The organism is Burkholderia sp. Nafp2/4-1b, assembly GCF_003635165.1.
Lineage (GTDB): Bacteria > Pseudomonadota > Gammaproteobacteria > Burkholderiales > Burkholderiaceae > Burkholderia.
In genome coordinates this window covers 167,520-189,079 of record NZ_ML058624.1, presented here as the reverse complement: position 1 = coordinate 189,079, position 21,560 = coordinate 167,520, and the positions used below count along the sequence as shown (strand labels likewise).

Genomic DNA, 21,560 nt, shown 5'->3' with positions numbered 1-21,560 from the left:
GGCTTTGCGCGCAAAACGGTAAAAAATCGGCGGCGCCGTTCGTCACACCAGTGAAGCCGCCCCAAGCGGCCCCGAGACTTGGCCGAAGCGGCCGGACCGAAGGACTTCACGCACATGACGAGTTTCCCGACTGCGCTGCATCACCGAATCCGCGAACTGGCGCGCATCGCGCCCGACGCACCCGCGCTCGCCGCGCCTTTCCAGAACGACCTGCGCCTGTCGCGCGGCGCGCTCGACGCGCGTGCTTCATCGCTTGCACGGCAACTGCGTGCGGCCGGTGTCGGCGCGGAAGTGCGGGTCGGCGTCTGCGTCGAGCGCTCGTGCGAGCTGTTCGTCGCGCTGCTGGCCGTGCTGAAGGCGGGCGGCGTGTTCGTGCCGCTCGATCCGCGTCATCCCGCCGCGCGCCTCGACTGGATCGTCCGCGATGCGCAACTGCGTCACGGGATTGTCGATGCGGCCGGCCGCGCGGCGCTCGGCGCGCCGTTCGAACACGCGTTCGATGCGACGCCGGCACAAGCTCACGGCACGGACGCCACGATTTTCGTCGACGACGAAGACGTGACGGTGCATCCGCGCTCGGCCGCCTACATGATCTATACGTCGGGCTCGACCGGCACGCCGAAGGCGGTGGTCGTCGAACACGGGCCGCTCGCCGCGCATTGCGAGGCACTCGCACGTGCGCTGCCGATCGAAAGAGGCGACCGCCTGCTGCATTTCGCGTCGGTGAATTTCGATGCCGCGCACGAATGCTGGCTCGCGCCGCTCGCGGTCGGCGCGAGCGTGACGATTGCGCCGCCGCAGCCGTTCGCGCCGGATGCCGCCCATGCGCTGATGGTGCGCGAAGCGGTCAGCGTCGCCGCGTTTCCGCCGGCGTACCTGCGCGAATTCGCGGCGGTTGCCGCGCGCGAAGGTGTGCCGCCGGCGCTGCGCGTGCTCGCGTTCGGCGGCGAAGCGCTGCCGCAGCAGGCGTTCGAGTTCGTGCGCCGCACGTTTCCGTCGGTGCGCCTGATCAACGGTTACGGGCCGACCGAGGCCGTGATCTCGCCGATGCTGTGGCCGGTCGAGCCGGGCGCAACGCCGGTGCTGGCCGCGGACGATGCGTATGCATCGCTGCCGATCGGTCGCGCGATCGGTCCGCGCGTCGCGCGTATCGATGGCGACACGACCAGCGCATCGAATGAATCGAATGAATCAAACGCACCGGGCGAGGGCGGTGAGCTGCTGCTCGGCGGCGTGTGCATCGCGCGCGGCTATCACGGTCGCCCGGCATTGACCGCCGAGCGCTTCATTCCCGATGCGCACGGCGAGCCCGGTGCGCGCGTGTACCGCACCGGCGACCTCGCGCGCCTGCGCGCCGACGGCGCATTCGATTATCTCGGCCGACTCGACGACCAGGTCCAGGTGCGCGGCGTGCGCGTGGAGCCTGCTGAAATTGCCGCGTGCCTGCGCACGCATCCGGCGGTGACCGACGCGGCCGTGATCGCCGAAACCGGCAACGGGCCGACGCGGCTGGTCGCATGCGTCGCGCTGCGCACGGGCGCCGACGATGCGGCGCTGAAGGCGCACGTGGCCGCGCAGTTGCCCGCCGCGTGGCACCCGCACCGGTTCGTGCGCTGCGACGCACTGCCGTACACGCTGAACGGCAAGATCGACCGTGCCGCGCTGCGCGAGCGCATCGCCGCCGCGCGCGACACGGTACAACACGCGGGCGACGCGCCGAGCACGCCGACCGAACGGCAGATCGCCGGCTTCTGGCAGATGCTGCTCGGCCTCGATACGACGCCGTCGCGTGATGCTCGCTTCTTCGCACTGGGCGCCGATTCGCTCGCCGCGATGCAATTGCAGGCCGCGATCCGCGCCGCGTTGCGCGTGAACCTGCGGCTCGACACGCTGTTCGCCGATCCGGCGCTGGCCGATCTCGCCGCGCAGGTCGATCGTTCGGAACGCGAAACGGGCGAACCGTTGGCCGGGATTCCCGCGCGCCGCTCGGCAGCGCCGGCCGGTGCCGCCGCCGCGCCGCACGTCGAGCGCGCCGCATCGCTCGCGCAGCAACGCTTCTGGGTGCTCGCGCACACGCGCGACGCCAGCGCCGCGTATCACATCGCCGCGCACTGGACGATCGACGGCTCGCTCGACCGCGCCGCACTGCAACGCGCGCTCGATCACGTGATCGGTCGGCACGACGCGTGGCGCACGACGCTCGTCGACAATGACGACGGCATCGTGATGCAGCGCGTCCATGCGCATCTGCCGGTTGCGATCGCCACGTTCGACTTGCGCGACCAACCGCCGGCCGCGCGTGATGCGCAAGCCGCGCGCATTGCCGAACGCGACGCGGGCGCCCCGTTCGATCTGACGCGCGGGCCGCTGCTGCGCGCGACGCTGGTCGTGCTCGCCGACGATCGCCACCGGCTGCTGCTGACCGCGCACCACGCGATCACCGACGGCTGGAGCTCGCGCTGTGCGTTCGACGAACTGTCTGCTGCGTACCGTGCGTATGCGCAAGGGCGCGAACCGTCGCTGCCGGAACTGCCGATCCAGTACGCCGACTACGCGGACTGGCAGCGCGACATGCTCGCCGGCGGCGAAGGCGAGCGACAGCTCGACTACTGGCGTGGTGCGCTGCGCGACGTGCCGGGCCCGCTCGCGCTGCCGGTCGACCGCCAGCCGGGCGCGACGCGCACGCTGCAGGGCGCGCGCGTATCGGTGCGCCTGCCCGACGCGGTCGCGGCCGACGTGCGGCGTCTCGCACGCGATGCACAGGCGACGGTCTTCACCGTGCTGCTGGCCGCGCTCGACGCATGGCTGTCGCGCCTGACCGGCGAGACGGACGTCGTCGTCGCGGTGCCGGTCGCGCACCGCCAGCGCCCGGAAACGCGCGCGCTGCTCGGCCTGTTCCTGAACACGGTCGCGCTGCGCGTGCGCGTGGCGCCGACGCAGCCGTTCCGCGCGCTGGTCGATGCGGCACGCACGGCGGCGCTCGATGCGGTCGCGCACCAGGACGTGCCGTTCGAGCGCGTCGTCGATGCGGTGCAGCCGCCCGTGAAGCGCGGCGACGAATGGCTGCGCGTGAAATTCGCGCAGCAGTTCGATGCGCGGCACGACAGCGTGCTGCCGGGCGCGACCGCGGTGGCGACGCCGGGCCCCGATCTCGCCGCGCGCTTCGACTTCGCGCTGGACTTCACCGACGACGCGAACGGGATCGAGCTCGTCGCCGCGTATGCAACCGACTGCATCGATGCCGATACCGCGCGCGCGTGGCTCGACAGCTATGCGGCGCTGGTGTCGTCCGCCGCTCATGAACCACACGCCACGACGGCCGCGCTGCCGTGCGATGCGTCGCCGGCGTCGCGTCAGCCGCGCGACGGTCGCGCGCTGAACGTCGAACACGCCGACATCGTCGCCGCCTTCGCTCGGCAGGCGGCCGCGTATCCGCATCGCGTCGCGCTCGCCGATGCGTCGGCATCGCTGACGTTCGCTGAACTCGACGACGCATCGAACCGCATCGCGCATGCACTGAAACTGCGCGGTGCGACGGCCGAAGCGCCCGTCATCGTCTGCATCGAGCGGTCGGCCCGCTTCGTCGTCGCTCTGCTCGGCGCGCTGAAGGCCGGCGCGCTCGCGGTGCTGCTCGATCCGGCGCAGCCGGCCGCGCGCGTCGCGGCCGCGGCCGCCGATTGCGGCGCATGCTGGGCACTCGTCGCGGAGGTTGCCGCATGGCCGGCCGACACCGGCGCACAACCGCTCGACGTCGACACGCTCGCGCAGGATGCGACGCTTGCGCATGCAGCGGGCATCCACGTCGCGCCGCATCCGGAGCAGGGCGCTTACCTGATCTATACGTCGGGCTCGACGGGCACCCCGAAGGGCGTCGTCGTGTCGCACGGCGCACTGGCCGACTACGTGCAGGGGATGCTCGACGAACTCGCGTTCGCGCCGGACGCGTCGTTCGCGATGGTGTCGACCGTGGCCGCCGACCTCGGCCATACGACGCTGTTCGGCGCGCTGTGCGCGGGCCGCACGCTGCACTTGCTGCCGGCCGCGTGCGCGTTCGATCCGGACCTGTTCGCTGAGGAAATGCGCGACCGCGACGTCGGCGTGCTGAAGATCGTGCCGAGCCACCTGCAGGCACTGCTCGACGCGCGCGTGCCGGCCGACGTGCTGCCGCGCCACGCGCTCGTGACCGGCGGCGAAACGCTGACGTGGGCGCTCGTCGCGCGCGTGGCCGCGCTCGCGCCGGCCTGCCGCGTGATCAATCACTACGGGCCGACCGAAGCGACCGTCGGCGCGCTCGCGTGCGATACCGCGTCGATTGCCGCGGACGCGCGCGACCCGGCGAGTGGTGTGCCGCTCGGCGTACCGCTGCCGAATGCGCGCGCGCTGGTACTCGACGCGTTCGGCGCATGCGTGCCGGCCGGTGCGGCGGGCGAGTTGTATCTGGGCGGGCCGGGCGTCGCGCGCGGCTATCTGAAGCGGCCGGCGCAGACCGCCGAGCGCTTCGTGCCCGATCCGTTTACGCCCGGTGCGCGCCTGTATCGCACCGGCGACCGCGTGCGTCTGCGCGCCGACGGCCGTCTCGCGTTCCTCGGGCGCATCGACGACCAGGTGAAGATTCGCGGTTATCGCGTCGAACCGGGCGAAGTCAGCGCGGCCGTGCGCGCGGCCGGCCCGATTGCCCAGGCCGAGACGCTCGCGATCGAGCACGACGGCCGCCTGCGGCTTGTAACGTGCGTCGTGATGCGCGACGGCGCGGCATTCGACGAAGCCGCCGTGCGCGCCGCGCTTGGCGCGACGCTGCCCGACTACATGGTGCCGGCGCAGTTCGTCGCGCTCGCACGCCTGCCGGTGACCGCGAACGGCAAGATCGATCGCGCGGCGCTGCGCGAGCTGGCGGTCGCGCCCGTCGCCGTTGCGTCCGGCGATGCGCCGCAGGGCCCGGTCGAAACGGCGCTCGCCGAAGTCTGGCAAGCGGTGCTGAAGGCGCCGCACGTCGGCCGCGACGACAACTTCTTCGAACTCGGCGGCGATTCGATCCTCGTGCTGCAGGTGATCGCGCGTGCTCGCAAGCGCGGCGTGCGCTTCACGCCGAAGCAGTTGTTCGACGGCCCGACGATCGCCGAACTCGCACGCATCGCGAAGACCGTGGACATCGCCGCCGCCACGCCGGCGGCGACCTCGGTCGTGTCGGCAACGGCGCAGTCCGAACCGGCTGCCGACGCGATCCTGACACCCGCACAGCAGCGCTTCTTCGCGCTCGACGTCCCGCATCCGGGCCACTGGAACCAGTCTGTCGCATTCGACGTGCGCGGCCCGTTCGACGTCGATGCGTTCGCGCGTGCGTTCGACGCCTTGCTGACCCATCACGACGCGTTCCGTCGGCGCTTCACGCGCGGCGCGGATGGCAAGTGGCATGCGAGCGACGCGCCGAAACCGTACGACGCACTGCCGTTCGTCGACGTCGCCGCCCGCGACGAAGCCGATGCACTCGCGCGCTTCGACGCGTTGCAGCGCCGTCTCGACCTCGGCCGCGGCCCACTTGCATGCGCATGCGCGGCGCGGCTGCCGGACGGTTCGACGCAGCTGTATCTGGCGATTCACCACGCGATCGTCGACGGCGTGTCGTGGCGCATCCTGCTCGACGACCTGGACGCCGCGTATCGCGCCGCATGCGAGCGCGCACCGGTTCGCCTGTCGCAACCGGGCCTGCGCGCCGACGCGTGGGCCGCCCGTCTCGCGCGCGCCGCGACGGAGCCTGCATCGCCGTTCGCTGACGAAGTCTCTTACTGGGCCGGCATGGCACGCGGCGACGACATCGTGCCCGATCATCCCGACGCAGCGGCGACCAACGCCGACATGGCCACCGTCGTGCAGACGATCGACGCGGCATTGACGCGCGCCGCGCTGACCGACGCGCACGCCGCATACCGTACACAGACAATCGAACTGCTGAGCGCAGCCCTTGCGCTGGCGCTGGCCGGCCCCGGCGGCGCCACTGCATGCCGCGTCGAACTCGAAGGGCACGGCCGCGAAGCACTGTTCGACGATGCGGATGCGAGCCGCACGATCGGCTGGCTGACGAGCCACTATCCGGTCACGCTGCCGGTCGAAGCCACCGCGCGCGACACGCTGTGCGCGGTCAAGGACACGCTGCGCGCGGTGCCGCACAAGGGGCTCGGCTTCGGCGTGCTCGCGCACTACGGCGATGCGGCGACGCGTGCGGCGCTCGCTGCCGTACCGCGTCCGCGCGTCACGTTCAACTATCTCGGCCAGTTCGATGCGCCGCGCGATGCGACGCTCGTGCCGCGCTTCGGCGGCGCCGGCATCGAGCGCGACCCGCAGGGGCCGCTCGGCAACGCGCTCGCGATCCATGCCTATCTGGATACCGACCGCGACGGCGCGCGCACGCTGAAGGTTCACTGGGTGTACGGTGCGCCGCAGTTCGAGCGCGCGACGATCGATGCGTTCGCGCAACGCTTCGCCGCTGCGCTGCGCGAACTCGCCGAAGCGTGCGCGTCGCGTATCGCGCATCGCGGCGGCGGTGCGACGCCGGGCGACTTCCCGCTCGCGCAGGCCGCCGGCCTCACGCAGGCCGCGATCGAGCGCGCGCCGCTCGACTGGCGCACGATCGACGACGTATATCCGCTGTCGCCGATGCAGCAGGGCATCCTGTTCCATGCGTTGTTCGCGCCCGGTCATGCCAGTTACGTGAACCAGCTCGTCGCAACCGCGAGCGCGCTCGATGCCGACCGGCTCGCGGCCGCGTTCGGCGCCTCGGTCGAACGTCACGACATCCTGCGCACCAGCGTGATGCCGGACGAAGCCGCGCCGCTGCAATGCGTGCATCGCCATGCGCGTATGCCGGTCGAACAGCTCGACTGGCGCATGCGCGGCGACACGCTGGACGCCGATTTCGATGCCTGGCTCGCGGCCGACCGCGCACGCGGCTTCGACTGGCGCGAGCCGCCGCTGATGCGGCTCACGCTGATCCGCGTGACCGACGACGCATGGCGCGTCGTGTGGACTCGTCACCACGTGCTGCTCGACGGCTGGAGCACCGCGCGACTGCTGGCCGACGTGCTGCGCGACTATCGTGACCCCGATGCGGTATCGCCGTTCGCGAGTCGCCCGACGCTGCGCTATCGCGACTTCATCGCGTGGCTCGGCACGCGCGATCGCGATGCGGACGAGCGCTTCTGGACCGAGCGACTGGCACGTCTGGACGCGCCGACGCTGATCGCCGAGCGCGTCGCCGACCGCGCGGACGCCGAGATGGTCACGTGGCGCGCGACGATCGACGCGGCGGCGATGACGCGTGTCGCGCAAACGGCGCGCACGCTGAAGCTGACCGTCAACACGCTGGTGCAGGGCGCGTGGGCGCTCGCGCTGCAACGCATGACGCACCAGCCGGCCGTCGCGTTCGGCGCGACCGTCGCGGGCCGTCCCGATGCGCTCGCGGACGTCGACACGGTACTCGGCCTCTTCATCAACACGCTGCCCGTGATCACGGCGCCCGCGCCGCAACAGCGCGCGGCCGACTGGCTGCAGGCGTTGCAACGCGAGAATGCGGCCGCCGCCGAGCATGCGCATACGCCGCTCGCCGATATCCAGCGCTGGGCGCGCGGCGCCGGCGGCGCACTGTTTGACACGCTGGTCGTGTTCGAGAACTATCCGGTCGACGACACCGCGCACGACGCCGATCCGCGCTCGCTCGCACTGACCGACGTCCGCTGCATCGAGGCGACCGATTTCGCGCTGACGCTCGTGATCGAGAGCGGCGCCGACCTGACGATCGACTACGGCTACGACACCGCGCGCATCGATGCGCGCCAGGTCGAGATCTGGCACCGAGCGTTCGCCTGCGCGCTCGATGCGCTGGCCCGCACGCCGGAGGCGCTGCTCGGCACGCTGTCGATCGCCGATGCAGCGACGCGCGACGCGCTGGCGCGCGCCCAGGACACCGCGCAAACGTGGCCGGACGCGCAACGACAGCCGCTGCATCTGCAATTCGCGGAAGCCGCACGGGCGACGCCCGATGCGATCGCCCTCGAGTATGCGGACGCCGACGGCAACGTACAGCGCGCGACCTATCGGGAACTCGATCTGAACACGACACGCATCGCCGCCGCATTGCGCCGGCGCGGCGTGCAGCCCGATACGCCGGTGGCATTGTGCGTCGAGCGCTCGTTCGACATGGTGACGGCGCTCGTCGGCGTGCTGAAGGCCGGCGCCGCGTACCTGCCGGTCGATCCCGACTATCCGGCCGAGCGCATCGCGTACCTGCTGCGCGACGCACGGCCCGCGGTCGCGATCACGCAAGCCCATTTGCGCGAGCAGGTCGAGGCTGCACTCGGCGACGCCGGCGCGACGCAATTGCTGACAGTGGCCGATCTGCTCGCCGATGACGCGGGCGGCACCGCCGTCGACGTCGCGGCCGACATCGTCGACGCCGCCCAACTCGCATACCTGATCTACACGTCCGGCTCGACCGGCAAGCCGAAGGGCGCCGGCAACTCGCACGGCGCGCTCGCGAACCGGATCGCGTGGATGCAGCACGCCTACCGACTGACGCGCGACGACGTCGTGCTGCACAAGACGCCGTTCGGCTTCGACGTGTCGGTATGGGAATTCGTGTGGCCGCTCGCGATCGGCGCGAAGCTCGCGATCGCCGCGCCGGGCGACCATCGCGACCCGGCCCGCCTCGCGGCCGCGATCCATGCGCACGGCGTGACGGTGCTCCATTTCGTGCCGTCGATGCTGGCCGCGTTCGCCGCGTATCTCGACGACTTCGCGGCCGCCGCGCAATGCGACAGCGTGCGCCTGATCGTCGCGAGCGGCGAGGCGCTCGCGCCCGAACTCGTCGCGAAGGTCGCGCGGCTCATGCCGAACGCGACGCTCGTGAACCTGTACGGGCCGACCGAAGCCGCGATCGACGTGTCGCACTGGACCTGCTGCCCCGACGACGCGAACGCCGTCGCGGTGCCGATTGGTCATCCGATCGCGAACCTGCAGCTGCACGTGCTCGATGCGGCGTGGCAGCCGGTGCCGGCCGGCGCGACCGGCGAGCTGTATCTGGCCGGCGCGGGCCTTGCACGCGGCTATCTCGGCCGCCCGGCGCTCACCGCGGAACGTTTCGTGCCTAATCCGTTCGTGCCGGGCGCGCGCATGTACCGCACGGGCGACCTCGCGCGGCGCCGCGCGGACGGCGCGCTCGACTATCTCGGCCGCGTCGACACGCAGGTGAAGCTGCGCGGCCAGCGGATCGAGCCGGGCGAGATCGAGGCGCTTCTGCGCGCGGCGCCGGGCGTGCACGACGCGGTCGTGATCGTGCGCGACGAGCAGTTGATCGGCTATGTCGCATGCGGCGACGCAGGCCCGCTCGATCGCGCAGCACTGCTGGACGTTGTGCGCGCGCAGTTGCCCGCGTACATGGTGCCGTCGCGGCTGATCGAACTCGACGCGCTGCCGGTCACGCCGAACGGCAAGTGCGATCGCCATGCATTGCCCGCACCGGTGCGGGACGCTGCCGCGGCCGTCGAACTCGCGACCGACACGGAGCGCGCGCTCGCGGCGATCTGGCAGCGCGTGCTGCACGTGGACGCGATCGGCCGCGACGACGATTTCTTCCTGCTCGGCGGCCACTCGCTGCTCGCGACGCAGGCCCATGCGCAGGCCAACCTGCACTGGGGTCTCGCGCTGCCGCTGCGCACGCTGTTCGACACCCGCACGCTGGCGCGCTGCGCGGACGCGATCGACGCGGCCTGCGCGGCCTGCGGCGAGACCGACGCGGCAAGCGCGATCGATGCGCTGCTCGGCGAACTGGAAACCCAATAAGGACGACGGATGACGAAGGTTCAACCCGACTGGCTCGCGCTCGCGACGCGTTTCGCGCAACTGCCCGACGCGCAGCGCACGGTGTTCATCGACAAGCTCGATGCGGCCGGCATCGACTTCCGCATGCTGCCGATCCCGCCGCGCACGCCGCGCAGCGATCGCGTGCCGGCGTCGTTCGCGCAGACGCGGCTGTGGCTGCACGCACGGCTGATCGACGCGCCCGACGCGTATCACCTCACCGAGCGGCTCGCGCTGACGGGCCCGCTCGACGCGCACGCGCTGCGGCTCGCATGCGATGCGCTGATCGCGCGTCATGAAGCGCTGCGCACGACCTTCGACGAAGCCGGGGACGGCGTCGCGCAGACGATCCATCCGCCGCTGCGCTGCCCGTGGCGCGAGACCGATCTCGAAGCGCTGCCCGAAGGAGAGCGCGTCGCGCGCGCCGAAAGCGTCGCGACGGCCGATGAAGCCGACGCGTTCGATCTCGGCACCGCGCCGCTCGTGCGCGCACACCTGATCCGCTTCGACGCGACGCATCACTGGCTTGCGCTCACCGTTCACCACATCGTGTCGGACGGCTGGTCGTCCGACGTGATGCTGTTCGAGCTCGCGGCGTTCTATCGCGCATATGCGTCGAGCGAGCCGGTGCCGCTCGCGCCGCTGCCGATCCAGTACGCGGACTATGCACTGTGGCAACGCCGCTGGCTCGATGCGGGCGAGCGCGAGCGGCAGCTCGCGTTCTGGCGCGAACGGCTCGATCCGCAGCGCGGCGTGATCACGCTGCCCGGTGCGGCCGCGCGGCCTGCACGCCGCAGCGCGCGCGGCGCGCGTCACGTGTTTTCGCTCGACGCACGCACCGGTGCGCAACTGCGCGCGTTCGCGGCGGCATCCGGCGCGACGCCGTTCGCGGTGTTGCTCGCGGCGCTCGACGCACTGCTCGCACGCGCGACCGGCGATGCGCGGATCTGCGTCGGCGTGCCGGCCGCGAACCGCGAGCGCGCGGAAACCGCCGGGCTGATCGGCTTTTTCGTCAATACGCTCGCGATCGACGTCGACGTGCCCGCGCACGGCGATTTCGCGTCGCTGGTCGCGCGCACGCAGCGTGCGCTCGTCGATGCGCAGATGCACCAGGACGTGCCGTTCGAACAGGTGGTCGACGCGCTCGGCGTGCCGCGCAGCGCGAGCCACCATCCGCTGTTCCAGGTGATGGCCGCGTATGGCGAACGCCGCGCGCTGCCGGCGCTGGGCGCGGCGTCGGCGGCCTTGCTGCCGTCCGGCACGCCGTCCGCGAAATTCGATCTCACGCTTGCCGTCGAGGCGACACCCGACGGAACGTTCGACGCCGCGTTCATCTACGCGCTCGACCTGTTCGATGCGGATGCGATCGCGCGCCTCGCCGCACGCTTCGTCACGCTGCTCGGCAATGCGCTCGCGCGCCCCGACATGCCGATCGGCGATCTCGACTGGCTGCCGGCCGACGAATTGGCGCAACTGTTCGCATGCAACGCGCCGGCGGGCGCGGCTGAAGCTGAGCCGTTCGTCCCGGTGCATGCACGCATCGCCGCGCATGCGCAGGCGCGCCCCGACGCCCGCGGCGTCGCCGACATCGATCGCGCGCTGACGCGCGGCGAGGTCGACGCGCGCGCGGCCCGCATCGCGCGCAACCTCGTCGCGGCCGGCGTGCGGCCCGAGATGCGCGTCGGCGTCGCGCTGCAGCGCTCGGTCGACTTGCTGGTCGCGCTGATCGCGGTGCTGAAGTCGGGCGCCGCGTTCGTGCCGCTCGATCCGGCCCATCCGCGCGAACGGCTCGCACAGATCGTCGGCGATGCGGGCATCGCGCACGTGCTGACCGACGCCGCGAGCGCCGCGTCGCTGCCCGCGCTGCCTGAACTGCGCGTCTGGCGCGCGGACGAAGTCGAGACACTCGACGAAGCCGCCGGCGTCGCGCTGCCTGACGTGCTGCCCGGCCATGCGGCATACGCGATCTACACGTCGGGTTCGACCGGCAAGCCGAAGGGCGTGATCGTCGATCACGCGGCGTTCGCGCGGCATTGCGTGGCGATCGCGCAGCGCTACGGCGCAACCGAGAACGACGTGTTCCTGCTGTTCCAGTCGGTCAACTTCGACGGCGCGCACGAAGGGTGGTTTTCGCAATACCTGTCGGGCGCCGCCGTGTCGGTGACGGCCGACGTGCTGTGGCCGCCCGCGCAGACCTGCGCGATGATGATCCGCGACGGCGTGACGATGACCTACGTGCCGCCCGGCTGCGCCGCGCAGCTCGCCGAATGGGCGCTCGCGCACGGTGCGCCGCCGACGCTGCGCTCGCTGACGGTCGGCGGCGAAGCGACGTCGCGCGAGGCGTTCGCGATGCTGCGCCGCGCGATGCCGAACGTGCGCGTGGTCAACGGCTACGGCCCGACCGAAACCGTGATCACGCCGACGCTGTGGATGTTCCGTCCCGGCGACGATCTCGCGAAGCTCGGCGACGCCGCCTATCTGCCGATCGGCACGCTGGTCGGCGCGCGCACCGCACACGTGCTCGACGAACGGCTGCATCCGCTGCCGGTCGGCGTGATCGGCGAGCTGTACCTGGGCGGCGAGGGGATCGGCGTCGCGCGCGGCTACCTCGATCGTCCCGCGCTGACGGCCGAGCGCTTCGTGCCCGATCCGTACGGCGCGCCGGGCGCACGCCTGTATCGCACGGGCGACCTCGTACGCCGCCGCGCGGACGGCGTGTTCGACTTCATCGGCCGCGTCGATCATCAGGTGAAGCTGCGCGGGCTGCGGATCGAACTCGGTGAAATCGAAGCGCAGCTGGCCGCGCACGACGCGGTGCGCGAAGCGTGCGCGGTCGTGCACGGGCAGGGCGCGCACGCGCAGCTCGTCGCCTACGTCGAACTGACCGCCGATGCACGGGCCGCCGCGCAGCCGGTCGAAGCCGCGACGCTCGATGCGCATCTGCGCCGCACGCTGCCCGACTACATGGTGCCCGCGCAGCTGATCGTGCTCGACGCGCTGCCGCGCAACGCGAACAGCAAGGTCGACCGCGCGCGGCTGCCGGCGCCGGTGCGCGTCGAACGCGCGTACGAAGCGCCCCGCGACGGCAACGAAGCCGCGCTCGCGGCGATCTGGCGCGACGTGCTGAACATCGAGCGGGTCGGCCGCGGCGATCACTTCTTCGAACTCGGCGGCCATTCGCTGGCCGCGGTGCGCGTGGCCACGCGCGTCGCCGAGCGGCTCGGCCGCGACGTGCCGGTGCGCGCGCTGTTCGAAGCGCCGGTACTCGCGCAGTACGCGCGCCAGGTGGCCGATGCGCCGCGTGCCGCGCACGCCGGCGCCGCGGCGCCGAGCGTCGCGGTGGTCAAACGCGATGCGCACGGCGTATGGCCGCTGTCGCCCGCGCAGCTCGGCCTGTGGTTCCTGTGGCGCGCACAGCCGGACAGCGCCGCGTACAACATTCCCGTCGCGTTGCGCGTGCGCGGCCCGCTCGACGTCGGTGCGCTGCGCGCGGCGTTCTCGGCGGTCGCGGCCGCGCATCCGGCGCTGCGCACGCGACTCGTCGCTCGCGACGGCATGCTGCCGGGCCAGCGGATCGACGCTGCGGCGCCCGTCGCGCTGCCGCTCGTCGATTTGTCCGCGCAGCCCGACGCGCTCGCCCGCGCGGCGGCGCTCACCGACGCCGATGCGCTCGCGCCGTTCGATCTCGAGGCCGATGCGCCGCTGTGGCGCGCACGCGTGCTGAAGCTCGCGGCGGACGATCACGTGCTGTCGGTGACGATCCATCACATCGTGTCGGATGGCGAATCGATCGAGCTGTGGCTCGACGCGGTGCGTGCGCGCTATGTCGCGCTGGTGCGTGGCGAAGCGGCATCGGCATCGGTGCCGGCATCGGCGGAAAGCGCGTCACTCGTGCTGCCGGCACCATGCCATCCGGCCCGCATCGCGTACTGGCGCGACGCGCTGGCCGACCTGCCGCCGTCCGTGCTGCCGCAGCGTGCCGATGCACCGGCCGTCCCGCAATGGCGCGCGGCGCGCATCGCGTTCGAGTTCGACGTGTCGCTGATCCGTGCCGCGCGCGACGCCGCGTCGGCTGCACACGCGACGTTGCCGATGCTGCTGCACGCAGCGCTCAACACCGCGCTGTTCCGCGTGACCGGTGCGGCCGACCAGCCGGTCGGCGTGCTCGCGTCGACGCGCGAGCTCACCGGTGAAGCTGCGCGCGATGCGCTCGGGCTCTTCATCAATTCCGTGGTGGTGCGCACGCGGCTCGACGCAACGGCCCGCCGCGCGGACGTGCTCGCGCAGGTGCGCGACACGGCGCTCGCCGCATACGCGCATGCCGACGTGCCGTTCGCCGACGTCGTCGCGGCGCTGCGCGCGCCGCGTGCCGCGCAAGCCAATCCGCTGTTCCAGGTGATGTTCAACTATCTGCGCCCGACCGGCGCCGCCGCACGCGACTGGGCCGGGCTGTCGCTCGACGAGTTCGACGACGTGCGCCATCGCGTGGTGTTCACGCTGGAACTGGACGTCGTCGAGCATCCGGACGGCCGCGTGAGCGCCGCGTTCTCGTATGCGGACGAACTGCTCGACGGCGGTCTCGTCGATGCGCTCGTCGATCTCTATCACGACGAAGTCGCGCGGTTTGCCGGCGCATCGGAAGCGGCGCTTGGTGTGCCCGATGCGCTGTTCGCCGCGCCGGCACCTGGTGCGGTCGCAGCCGCCCCGGCAAGCCGGGCGGCGAGCGCCCCGAACGCCGCCGCCACGCTCGCCGCGCTGTGGTCCGACACGTTCGCGACGGCCGCACCGGCGCCCGACGCCGATCTGTTCGAGGCGGGGGCGACTTCATTCGACATCGTGCGCTTCGTCGATGCGGCCGGCCGCGCCGGTCACGCGCTGACGGTGGGCGACGTGTTCGCGGCCCCGACGCTCGCGGCGCTCGCCGCGCGCATCGCCGCGTCGGCCGAAGCGGAGGAGGTGCGCGATGCTCGCTGAAGTGCGTCCGGACGGCTTCACGATGCTCGATACGTACCGCCTCGCGTTCGCGGACGGCCTGTTCGCCGTGCGCGACGGCGCGCAGATCCGCGTCGCGCAGGGCGACGGCATCGGCGCGCAGCTGCTGCGCGCACAACTCGGCGACGACGGCGCGCTGCGTCTCGTCGCCTACAACCATCGCGCGGCGCCGGCCGACCAGCGCCGCGCGCTGCTGGCCGCGCTCGCCGCGGCGTTTGCCGACGGCCTGCGCCATGCGGCGATCCGGCTCGACCCGGCTGCGTGGCCGGCGGTCGCGCTCGACGCACTGCGCGCGAGCGGCGTGCTCGCCGACGGCGGCCTGTGCATGCGCGAAGGCTGGGCGCAGCAGGCCGACCTGTGGCGCGTCGGCACGCATTTGCCATGCGCGACGCTGCCGATGCTGACGGATGGCCGGCGTCATCCGCGCCGGCCGCCCGCGCCGCGCGGCGACGTCTACGCGCGCGACCTGCCGGCGCTCGGCGTGCGCTTCACGCTGCGCGGCTGGCAGCCGGCCGAGGACGCCGCGCGCGTCGCGCGGTGGTTCGACGAACCGCGCGTGCGCGACGGCTGGCCGGGTGCGCAGCCCGGCGCGGACGGCACGGCGCCCGATGCCGATCCGCACGTCACGCCGCTCATCGGCTGCTTCGACGGCGAACCATTCGCGTATGTCGAGGCGTTCTGGCTGAAGGAAGACCGGCTCGCGCCGCACGTCGGCGCACGCGACTACGACCGCGGGCTGCGGATGCTGGTCGGCGCATCGCGCTGGCGCGGCCCGCACTGCGTGGCCGGCTGGCTGCCGTCCGTCGTTCATTACCTGTTTCTCGACGACCCGCGCACCGAAGCGGTCGGCTGCGCGGTCCCGGCCGGCCGCGCGCAGGTCGTCGACACCCTCGCGCGGCACGGCTTCGCGCGGCAGCGTCGTCTGACGCTCGCCGACGCGCAGCCGCTGTGGATGTGCGCGCAGCGCGAGACGTTCTTCTCCGGCCGTCATGTATGACGCGCCGGTTTCACCGACAAGGGAGCTGAGAGACATGCAGAGAGAAACCGTATTCGACCTGATCGGCGTCGGCTTCGGGCCGTCGAACCTGGCGCTGGCCGTGCGCCTCGCGGAACGCAACGGCGCACGGCCGTTCGCGCATTGCTTCGTCGAACGCCAGCCGGAATTCGGCTGGCACCGCGGGATGCTGCTCGACGACTGCCGGATGCAGATCTCGTTTCTGAAGGATCTCGTGACGATGCGCGATCCGAAGAGCCGCTACACGTTCATCAACTACCTGTTCGAACGCGGCCGGCTGAACGAATTCGTGAACCTGAAGAACTTCTATCCGACCCGCGTCGAATTCCACGACTACCTGAGCTGGGTCGCGGAAGCGTTCGACGAGCATGTGCACTACAGCGAGACCGTCACGGCGATCGAACCGGTGCGCGGCGACGGCGCGCGCATCGACGCGCTGCGCGTGCTGTCGCGCGACGCGGCCGGCCACGAGCGCCAGCGCGTGACGCGTGCGCTGTCGGTGGGCGTCGGCGGCACGCCGGCGGTGCCGGACGCGTTCGCCGCACTCGGCCGCGATCGCGTGATCCATTCGTCATCCTACCTGACCGACATCGACCGGCTGGTCGCGTCGCCGGACGGCGAGCGCCGCCGCGTCGCGGTGATCGGCGCCGGGCAGAGCGCGGCCGAGGTGTTCATCGATCTCGCGCGCCGCTTCCCGCACGTCGACGCGAACCTCGTGATGCGCGCGGGCGCGCTGAAACCGGCCGACGACAGTCCGTTCGTCAACGAGATCTTCAGCCCCGAGTTCACCGACGTCGTGTACGCGCAGCCGCACGATGCGCGCCGCGCGCTGCTCGAGCGCTATCGCGACACCAACTACGCGGTGGTCGATCGGCCGCTGATCGAGGAGATCTACGAAATGCTGTACCTGCAGCGCATCGACGGCACGCCGCGCCATGCGCTGCTCGCGAACAGCGCGATCGAGGCCGCCGTGCGCACCGCCGACGGCCGTATCGAGCTGACGCTGCGCGACCGGATGAGCGGCGCGACGCGCGTCGAACGCTTCGACGCGCTGGTGCTCGCGACCGGCTACCGGCGCGACACGCATTCGGCGCTGCTCGAAGCGCTCGCGCCGCATCTCGGCGATGCGCTCATGCGCGGCGACGTCACACGCGACTACCTGCTCGCGACGCCCGAGCACTTCGCGCCGCGCATCTACCTGCAAGGCTGCTGCGAAGACAGCCACGGACTGTCCGACACGCTGCTGTCGGTGCTGGCGCGCCGCGCGGACGAGATCTGCGCATCGCTCGAAGACGGTATCGCGGCCACGCATGACGACGGCGCGGCCCGGGCAGTGCACGAACAACGACATCAAGACGGGGCGAGCGCGGGCCGCATGGCTTTCGCTCTTTGACAAAGGCGCGGTCGGAGACCGCATCAAAAAAGTGGAGCAGAGAAAGATGGAGTGGGCAACAGGCACGCGTGTGCGTGCGATCGCAGCCGCGGCAAGCGTGGCGTTCGGGATGGCCGCGGGGCACGCATATGCCCAGACGGCGCCGGCCGTGAACGCAGGCACGGCGGCGTCGGCCGGCAGTGCGCAGAACGGTGCGGCGGCCAGTGCGGCAGCCGGCACGTCGACCGGCGCACCGAACGGCACGGCGACCGGCACGCTGCCGGCGATCACCGTCAACGCGGGCGCGGAAGGGGACGGCACCGTGGGCCTCGTCGCGAAGCGCAGCCGCACCGGCACCAAGACCGATACGTCGATCAATGAAATCCCGCAGACGATCAACGTCGTCACCGCGCAGCAGATCGAGATGACCGGCGCGACCGACGTGAACGCGGCGCTGCGCTACGTGCCGGGCTTCTCGTCGTACGGCTCCGACAACCGTTCCGACTGGTACGCGGCGCTGCGCGGCTTCACGCCGACCGCCTACGTGAACGGCCTGCAGGTGCCGAACACGCTGAACCTGTCGAGCTGGCGCGTCGATCCGTACATGATCGACAGCATCACCGTGCTGCGCGGGCCGACGTCGGTGCTGTACGGCGCGGGCGACCCCGGTGCGATCATCGACGTGCAGACCAAGACGGCCGACGGCGAGCGCGTGCGCGAAGCCGGCGTGCAGTTCGGCAACTATGCGCGCAAGCAGTTCATGCTCGACGTCGGCGACAAGCTCGACGCGGACGGCAAGTACGCGTACCGGTTCGTCGGCGTCGCGCGCGACGGCAATGCGCTGACGGGCCCGAACAACGACCAGCGCGTCGCGCTCGCGCCGTCGTTCCGCTGGCGCCCGGACGCCGATACGTCGCTGACGCTGTCCGCCACGTACCTGCAGGACTGGGGCGACATCTCGTCGAACTTCCTGCCCGCGCAAGGCACCGTGCTGCCGAACCCGAACGGGCAGCTGAGCAAGGACGTCTACGGCGGCGACCCCGACTTCAACTACTACCGCAAGAAGCAGTGGTCGCTCGGCTACCAGTTCGAGCGGAACCTGAACTCCATGTGGACGTTCCGCCAGAACGTGCGCTGGATGCACCTGTCGCTCGACAACGGCTCGGTGTTCGGCGCGGGCTTCGCGGACGGCAGCCTGACCGACATCAACCGCTGGGCCGGCGTGTTCCAGACGAACTACAGCCGCTTCGACATCGACAACAACCTGCAGGGCCGCTTCGGCACGGGGCCACTCGAGCACACGCTGCTGCTCGGCTTCCAGTACAACCGGCAGACCGCGACCGACAGCGAATGGCTGGCCGCCGCGCCGACGCTGAACATCTACAACCCGGTCTACACGCCGGTCACGCTGTCCGTGTTCTCGCCGCCGAACACCACGTACCGCACCAACACGTACACGACGATGAACACGTTCGGGCTGTACGTGCAGGACCAGGTCAAGTGGAACCGCTGGACGCTGACGCTCGGCGGCCGCGAGGACTGGGTCAATCAGCGGATGGACGACCGCGAGGGCGGCACGCAGTCGAAGGCCGACGTCACGGCATTCACGGGCCGCGTGGGCCTCACGTATCAGGGCGACTACGGGCTGTCGCCGTACGTCAGCTACGCGACGTCGTTCAATCCGCTGATCGGCGTGAATCTCTACGGCGGCGGCCTGCCGCAGCCGACGCGCGGCAAGCAGATCGAGGCCGGCCTGCGCTGGCAGCCGCCCGGCAAGAACATGATGCTGAGCGCGGCGATCTACCAGATCAACCAGACCAACGTGCTCACGCCGACGCCGACGAGTCTCGATCCGGCCGGCACGACGTCGATCCAGACCGGCGAAGTGCGCTCGCGCGGGATCGAGCTGAACGCGACCGGCAAGCTCACGCGGAACCTGTCGCTGATCGCGTCCTACGTGTACCAGGACGTGAAGAACGTGAAGGCCAACGACGCATCGCTGAACAACTGGCCGGTCGACATTCCGCGGCCGCGCCAGATGGCGTCGCTGTGGGCGGACTGGACATGGCACACCGGGCCGCTCACCGGCTTCGGCCTCGGCGGCGGCGTGCGCTACCAGAGCGCGTCGGCCGGTGCGGCCGACAACTCGCTGACCGTGTCGAGCTACACGCTGTTCGACGCAGGCGTGCACTACGACACGCGTAACTGGCGCTTTGCCGTGAACGGGACGAACCTGTTCAACCGCCACTACATCAGCGGTTGCCAGTCGACGAACGTCTGCATTTTTGGTACCGACCGCACGGTGATCGCCACCGCGAAATACAACTGGTGACGCCGCGCGCCGCGGCGTGCCGGCCAGCCTTCGGGCCGGTGCGGCGGGCCGCGGCGCCGTCGTCCGCTTTTTCCACGACGCCTCCATGCCGAAGAAAAACCTCGTCTACATCCAGTCGCTGCGCAACGGCGCGGCCGATCGCGCCGGCCAGCCGGTCGCTTACCAGGGCGGCACGCGCTACATGAAGGCGCCGCTCGAATTCCTCGTCGAGCGCCTGAACGACTCGCCGCTCGGCGAACGCTATACGCTGCAGGGCGTGATCGTCGACGACGACGAAGGCTCGCCGGCCGACCGCGCGAGGGTCGCCGACTACGGGTTCAAGCGCACGCCGGGCCGCCCGTGGATCCTGCCCGACGGGCTGGCCGTGCAGGGCCGGCCCGTCGACGATCTGTTCTGCACGATTGCGTCGACGTACCGGCGGCTGCCGCGCGACGCGCGCGAACGCGTGACGGGCAAGCAGGCGTTCGAGCGCCGCCTGCTCGAACGCCTGCTCGAACTCGACGCCGACGTGGTCGTGCTCGACGGGCTGCTCGTGATCCTCGACGAACTCGTGCGCCCCGGCGCGCGCTTTCACCGTCGCATCGCGAACATCCACCCCGGTATCACGGCCGACGATTCGCCGTACCAGCGGCGCGGCGCGTGGGCGACGCTCGACGCGCTGCATGGCGCGCGCGGCGAACGGGTCGACTGGGCGAGCGGCACGACGTCGCGCGTGGAACCCGTGACGACGACGGGCGCATCGTTCCACTACGTCGACAACGGCATCGATTCCGGCGAGGTGATCTGCGACGTGCTCGACACGCCGATCGCGCCGGACGACACGATTCTCGAACTGCGCTGGAACAACTTTCAGCGCAGCCTGTTTCCGGCACTCGAGCGCGGGCTGCACATCCTCGCCGACCGCCACGACGCGGGAGCACTGTGATGGAAGACACGCTGACGAAACCGGCACGCACGGCCGACGCCGTCGAAGGCGAGGTGGCCGCGGCGCTCGACGGCGCTGCGCACGCACGAACGGACGCGCAGGTGCAGGTGCAGGCGTCGCCCGCCGCCGAGCGCACGCTCGACGCATGGCGGCCCGACGATTCGCCGGGCGCGCTGCTCGCGGAATTCGTCGCGCTGTTCAACACGGACACGCGGCACGACATGGCGACGGTATCGGTGCCGCTTGGCAGCGCCGACCCGGCGGCCGTCGCGGCGTACGTCGCCCGCGCTGTGCGCGACGGCGTGATCGACGACGCGCGGATCGCCGGCGAGCGGCTGCGCCTGAGCGCATCGCGCGCGACCTTCTGGCAGAACCCGCGGCCGTGGCTGAAGGCGAGCGCATCGGGCGGGATGCCGCTGCGCTACACGATCACGAACGGCCACCGGCATCCGGTGCGGCCGCCGTCGCCGGCCGGTGAGATCTATGCGCGCTACATGCCGCAGGTCGGGATGACGTTCAGCCTGCGCACCGTCGATATCGACGCGGATGCGCAACTCTTCAGCGACTGGATGAACCTCGATCGCGTCGCGCATTTCTGGGATCAGCGCGGCACGCTCGACGAGCACGCCGCGTATCTCGCGGAGCGGCTCGCCGATCCGCACATGCATCCGATGATCGGCTATTTCGACGACACGCCGTTCGGCTATTTCGAGTTCTACTGGGCGAAGGAGGACCGCCTCGCGCCGTTCTACGACGCGCACGACTACGATCGCGGGCTGCACCTGCTGATCGGCGACTCGCGCTTCCAGAGCGCGGGCAAGCTGCATGCGTGGTGGAGCGGCGTGCTGCACTACATGTTCGTCGACGAACCGCGTACGCAGCGGCTCGTCGGCGAGCCGCGCGTCGATCACGTGCGGCATATCGCGTACATGCACCGGCTCGGGTTCTACACGCTGAAGGAGTTCGACTTCCCGCACAAGCGCGCGGCGCTCACCGTGATGGAGCGCGAAACGTTCTTCGACAGTTTCCGGTTGCCGTGACGGGAGAGGGCGCGAAGTGCCGGCGCGGCTGGATG

7 protein-coding genes are annotated in these 21,560 nt (G+C 71.2%); all 7 read left to right on the top strand.

Annotated elements, in window-relative coordinates:
* Positions 1 to 114: 114 nt before the first annotated feature.
* Positions 115 to 9,831 carry a non-ribosomal peptide synthetase gene (locus tag C7H84_RS30740; RefSeq protein WP_121862326.1) on the top strand — a complete coding sequence of 3,239 codons (9,717 nt, stop codon included), beginning with the start codon at positions 115 to 117 and terminating at the stop codon, positions 9,829 to 9,831.
* A gap of 9 nt (positions 9,832 to 9,840) precedes the next feature.
* On the top strand, positions 9,841 to 14,823 hold the full coding sequence (locus C7H84_RS30735; RefSeq protein ID WP_121862325.1) for a non-ribosomal peptide synthetase: 4,983 nt from the start codon (positions 9,841 to 9,843) through the stop codon (positions 14,821 to 14,823).
* A complete protein-coding gene (locus C7H84_RS30730; RefSeq protein ID WP_121862324.1) occupies positions 14,813 to 15,838 on the top strand; it encodes a GNAT family N-acetyltransferase in 1,026 nt (341 codons plus the stop codon). The genes C7H84_RS30735 and C7H84_RS30730 overlap by 11 nt, the downstream gene beginning before the upstream one ends.
* 34 nt (positions 15,839 to 15,872) lie before the next feature.
* Positions 15,873 to 17,249 (top strand): lysine N(6)-hydroxylase/L-ornithine N(5)-oxygenase family protein, encoded by a 1,377-nt coding sequence (locus C7H84_RS30725; protein ID WP_121862323.1) that lies wholly within the window; start codon positions 15,873 to 15,875, stop codon positions 17,247 to 17,249.
* A gap of 46 nt (positions 17,250 to 17,295) precedes the next feature.
* Positions 17,296 to 19,560, top strand: coding sequence for a TonB-dependent siderophore receptor (locus C7H84_RS30720; RefSeq protein ID WP_121862322.1), 2,265 nt, complete (start codon positions 17,296 to 17,298; stop codon positions 19,558 to 19,560).
* A gap of 85 nt (positions 19,561 to 19,645) precedes the next feature.
* Complete coding sequence (locus C7H84_RS30715) at positions 19,646 to 20,485, top strand: formyltransferase family protein (protein WP_121862321.1); 840 nt, start codon at positions 19,646 to 19,648, stop codon at positions 20,483 to 20,485.
* Positions 20,485 to 21,525, top strand: a complete 1,041-nt coding sequence (locus C7H84_RS30710; RefSeq protein WP_121862320.1) for a GNAT family N-acetyltransferase — start codon at positions 20,485 to 20,487, stop codon at positions 21,523 to 21,525. The genes C7H84_RS30715 and C7H84_RS30710 overlap by 1 nt, the downstream gene beginning before the upstream one ends.
* The last annotated feature ends 35 nt before the right edge of the window (positions 21,526 to 21,560 follow it).

Coding starts and splice junctions, on each gene's coding strand:
- C7H84_RS30740 (WP_121862326.1), top strand. CDS start 115: ATGACGAGTTTCCCGACTGCGCTGCATCACCGAATCCGCGAACTGGCG.
- C7H84_RS30735 (WP_121862325.1), top strand. CDS start 9,841: ATGACGAAGGTTCAACCCGACTGGCTCGCGCTCGCGACGCGTTTCGCG.
- C7H84_RS30730 (WP_121862324.1), top strand. CDS start 14,813: ATGCTCGCTGAAGTGCGTCCGGACGGCTTCACGATGCTCGATACGTAC.
- C7H84_RS30725 (WP_121862323.1), top strand. CDS start 15,873: ATGCAGAGAGAAACCGTATTCGACCTGATCGGCGTCGGCTTCGGGCCG.
- C7H84_RS30720 (WP_121862322.1), top strand. CDS start 17,296: ATGGAGTGGGCAACAGGCACGCGTGTGCGTGCGATCGCAGCCGCGGCA.
- C7H84_RS30715 (WP_121862321.1), top strand. CDS start 19,646: ATGCCGAAGAAAAACCTCGTCTACATCCAGTCGCTGCGCAACGGCGCG.
- C7H84_RS30710 (WP_121862320.1), top strand. CDS start 20,485: ATGGAAGACACGCTGACGAAACCGGCACGCACGGCCGACGCCGTCGAA.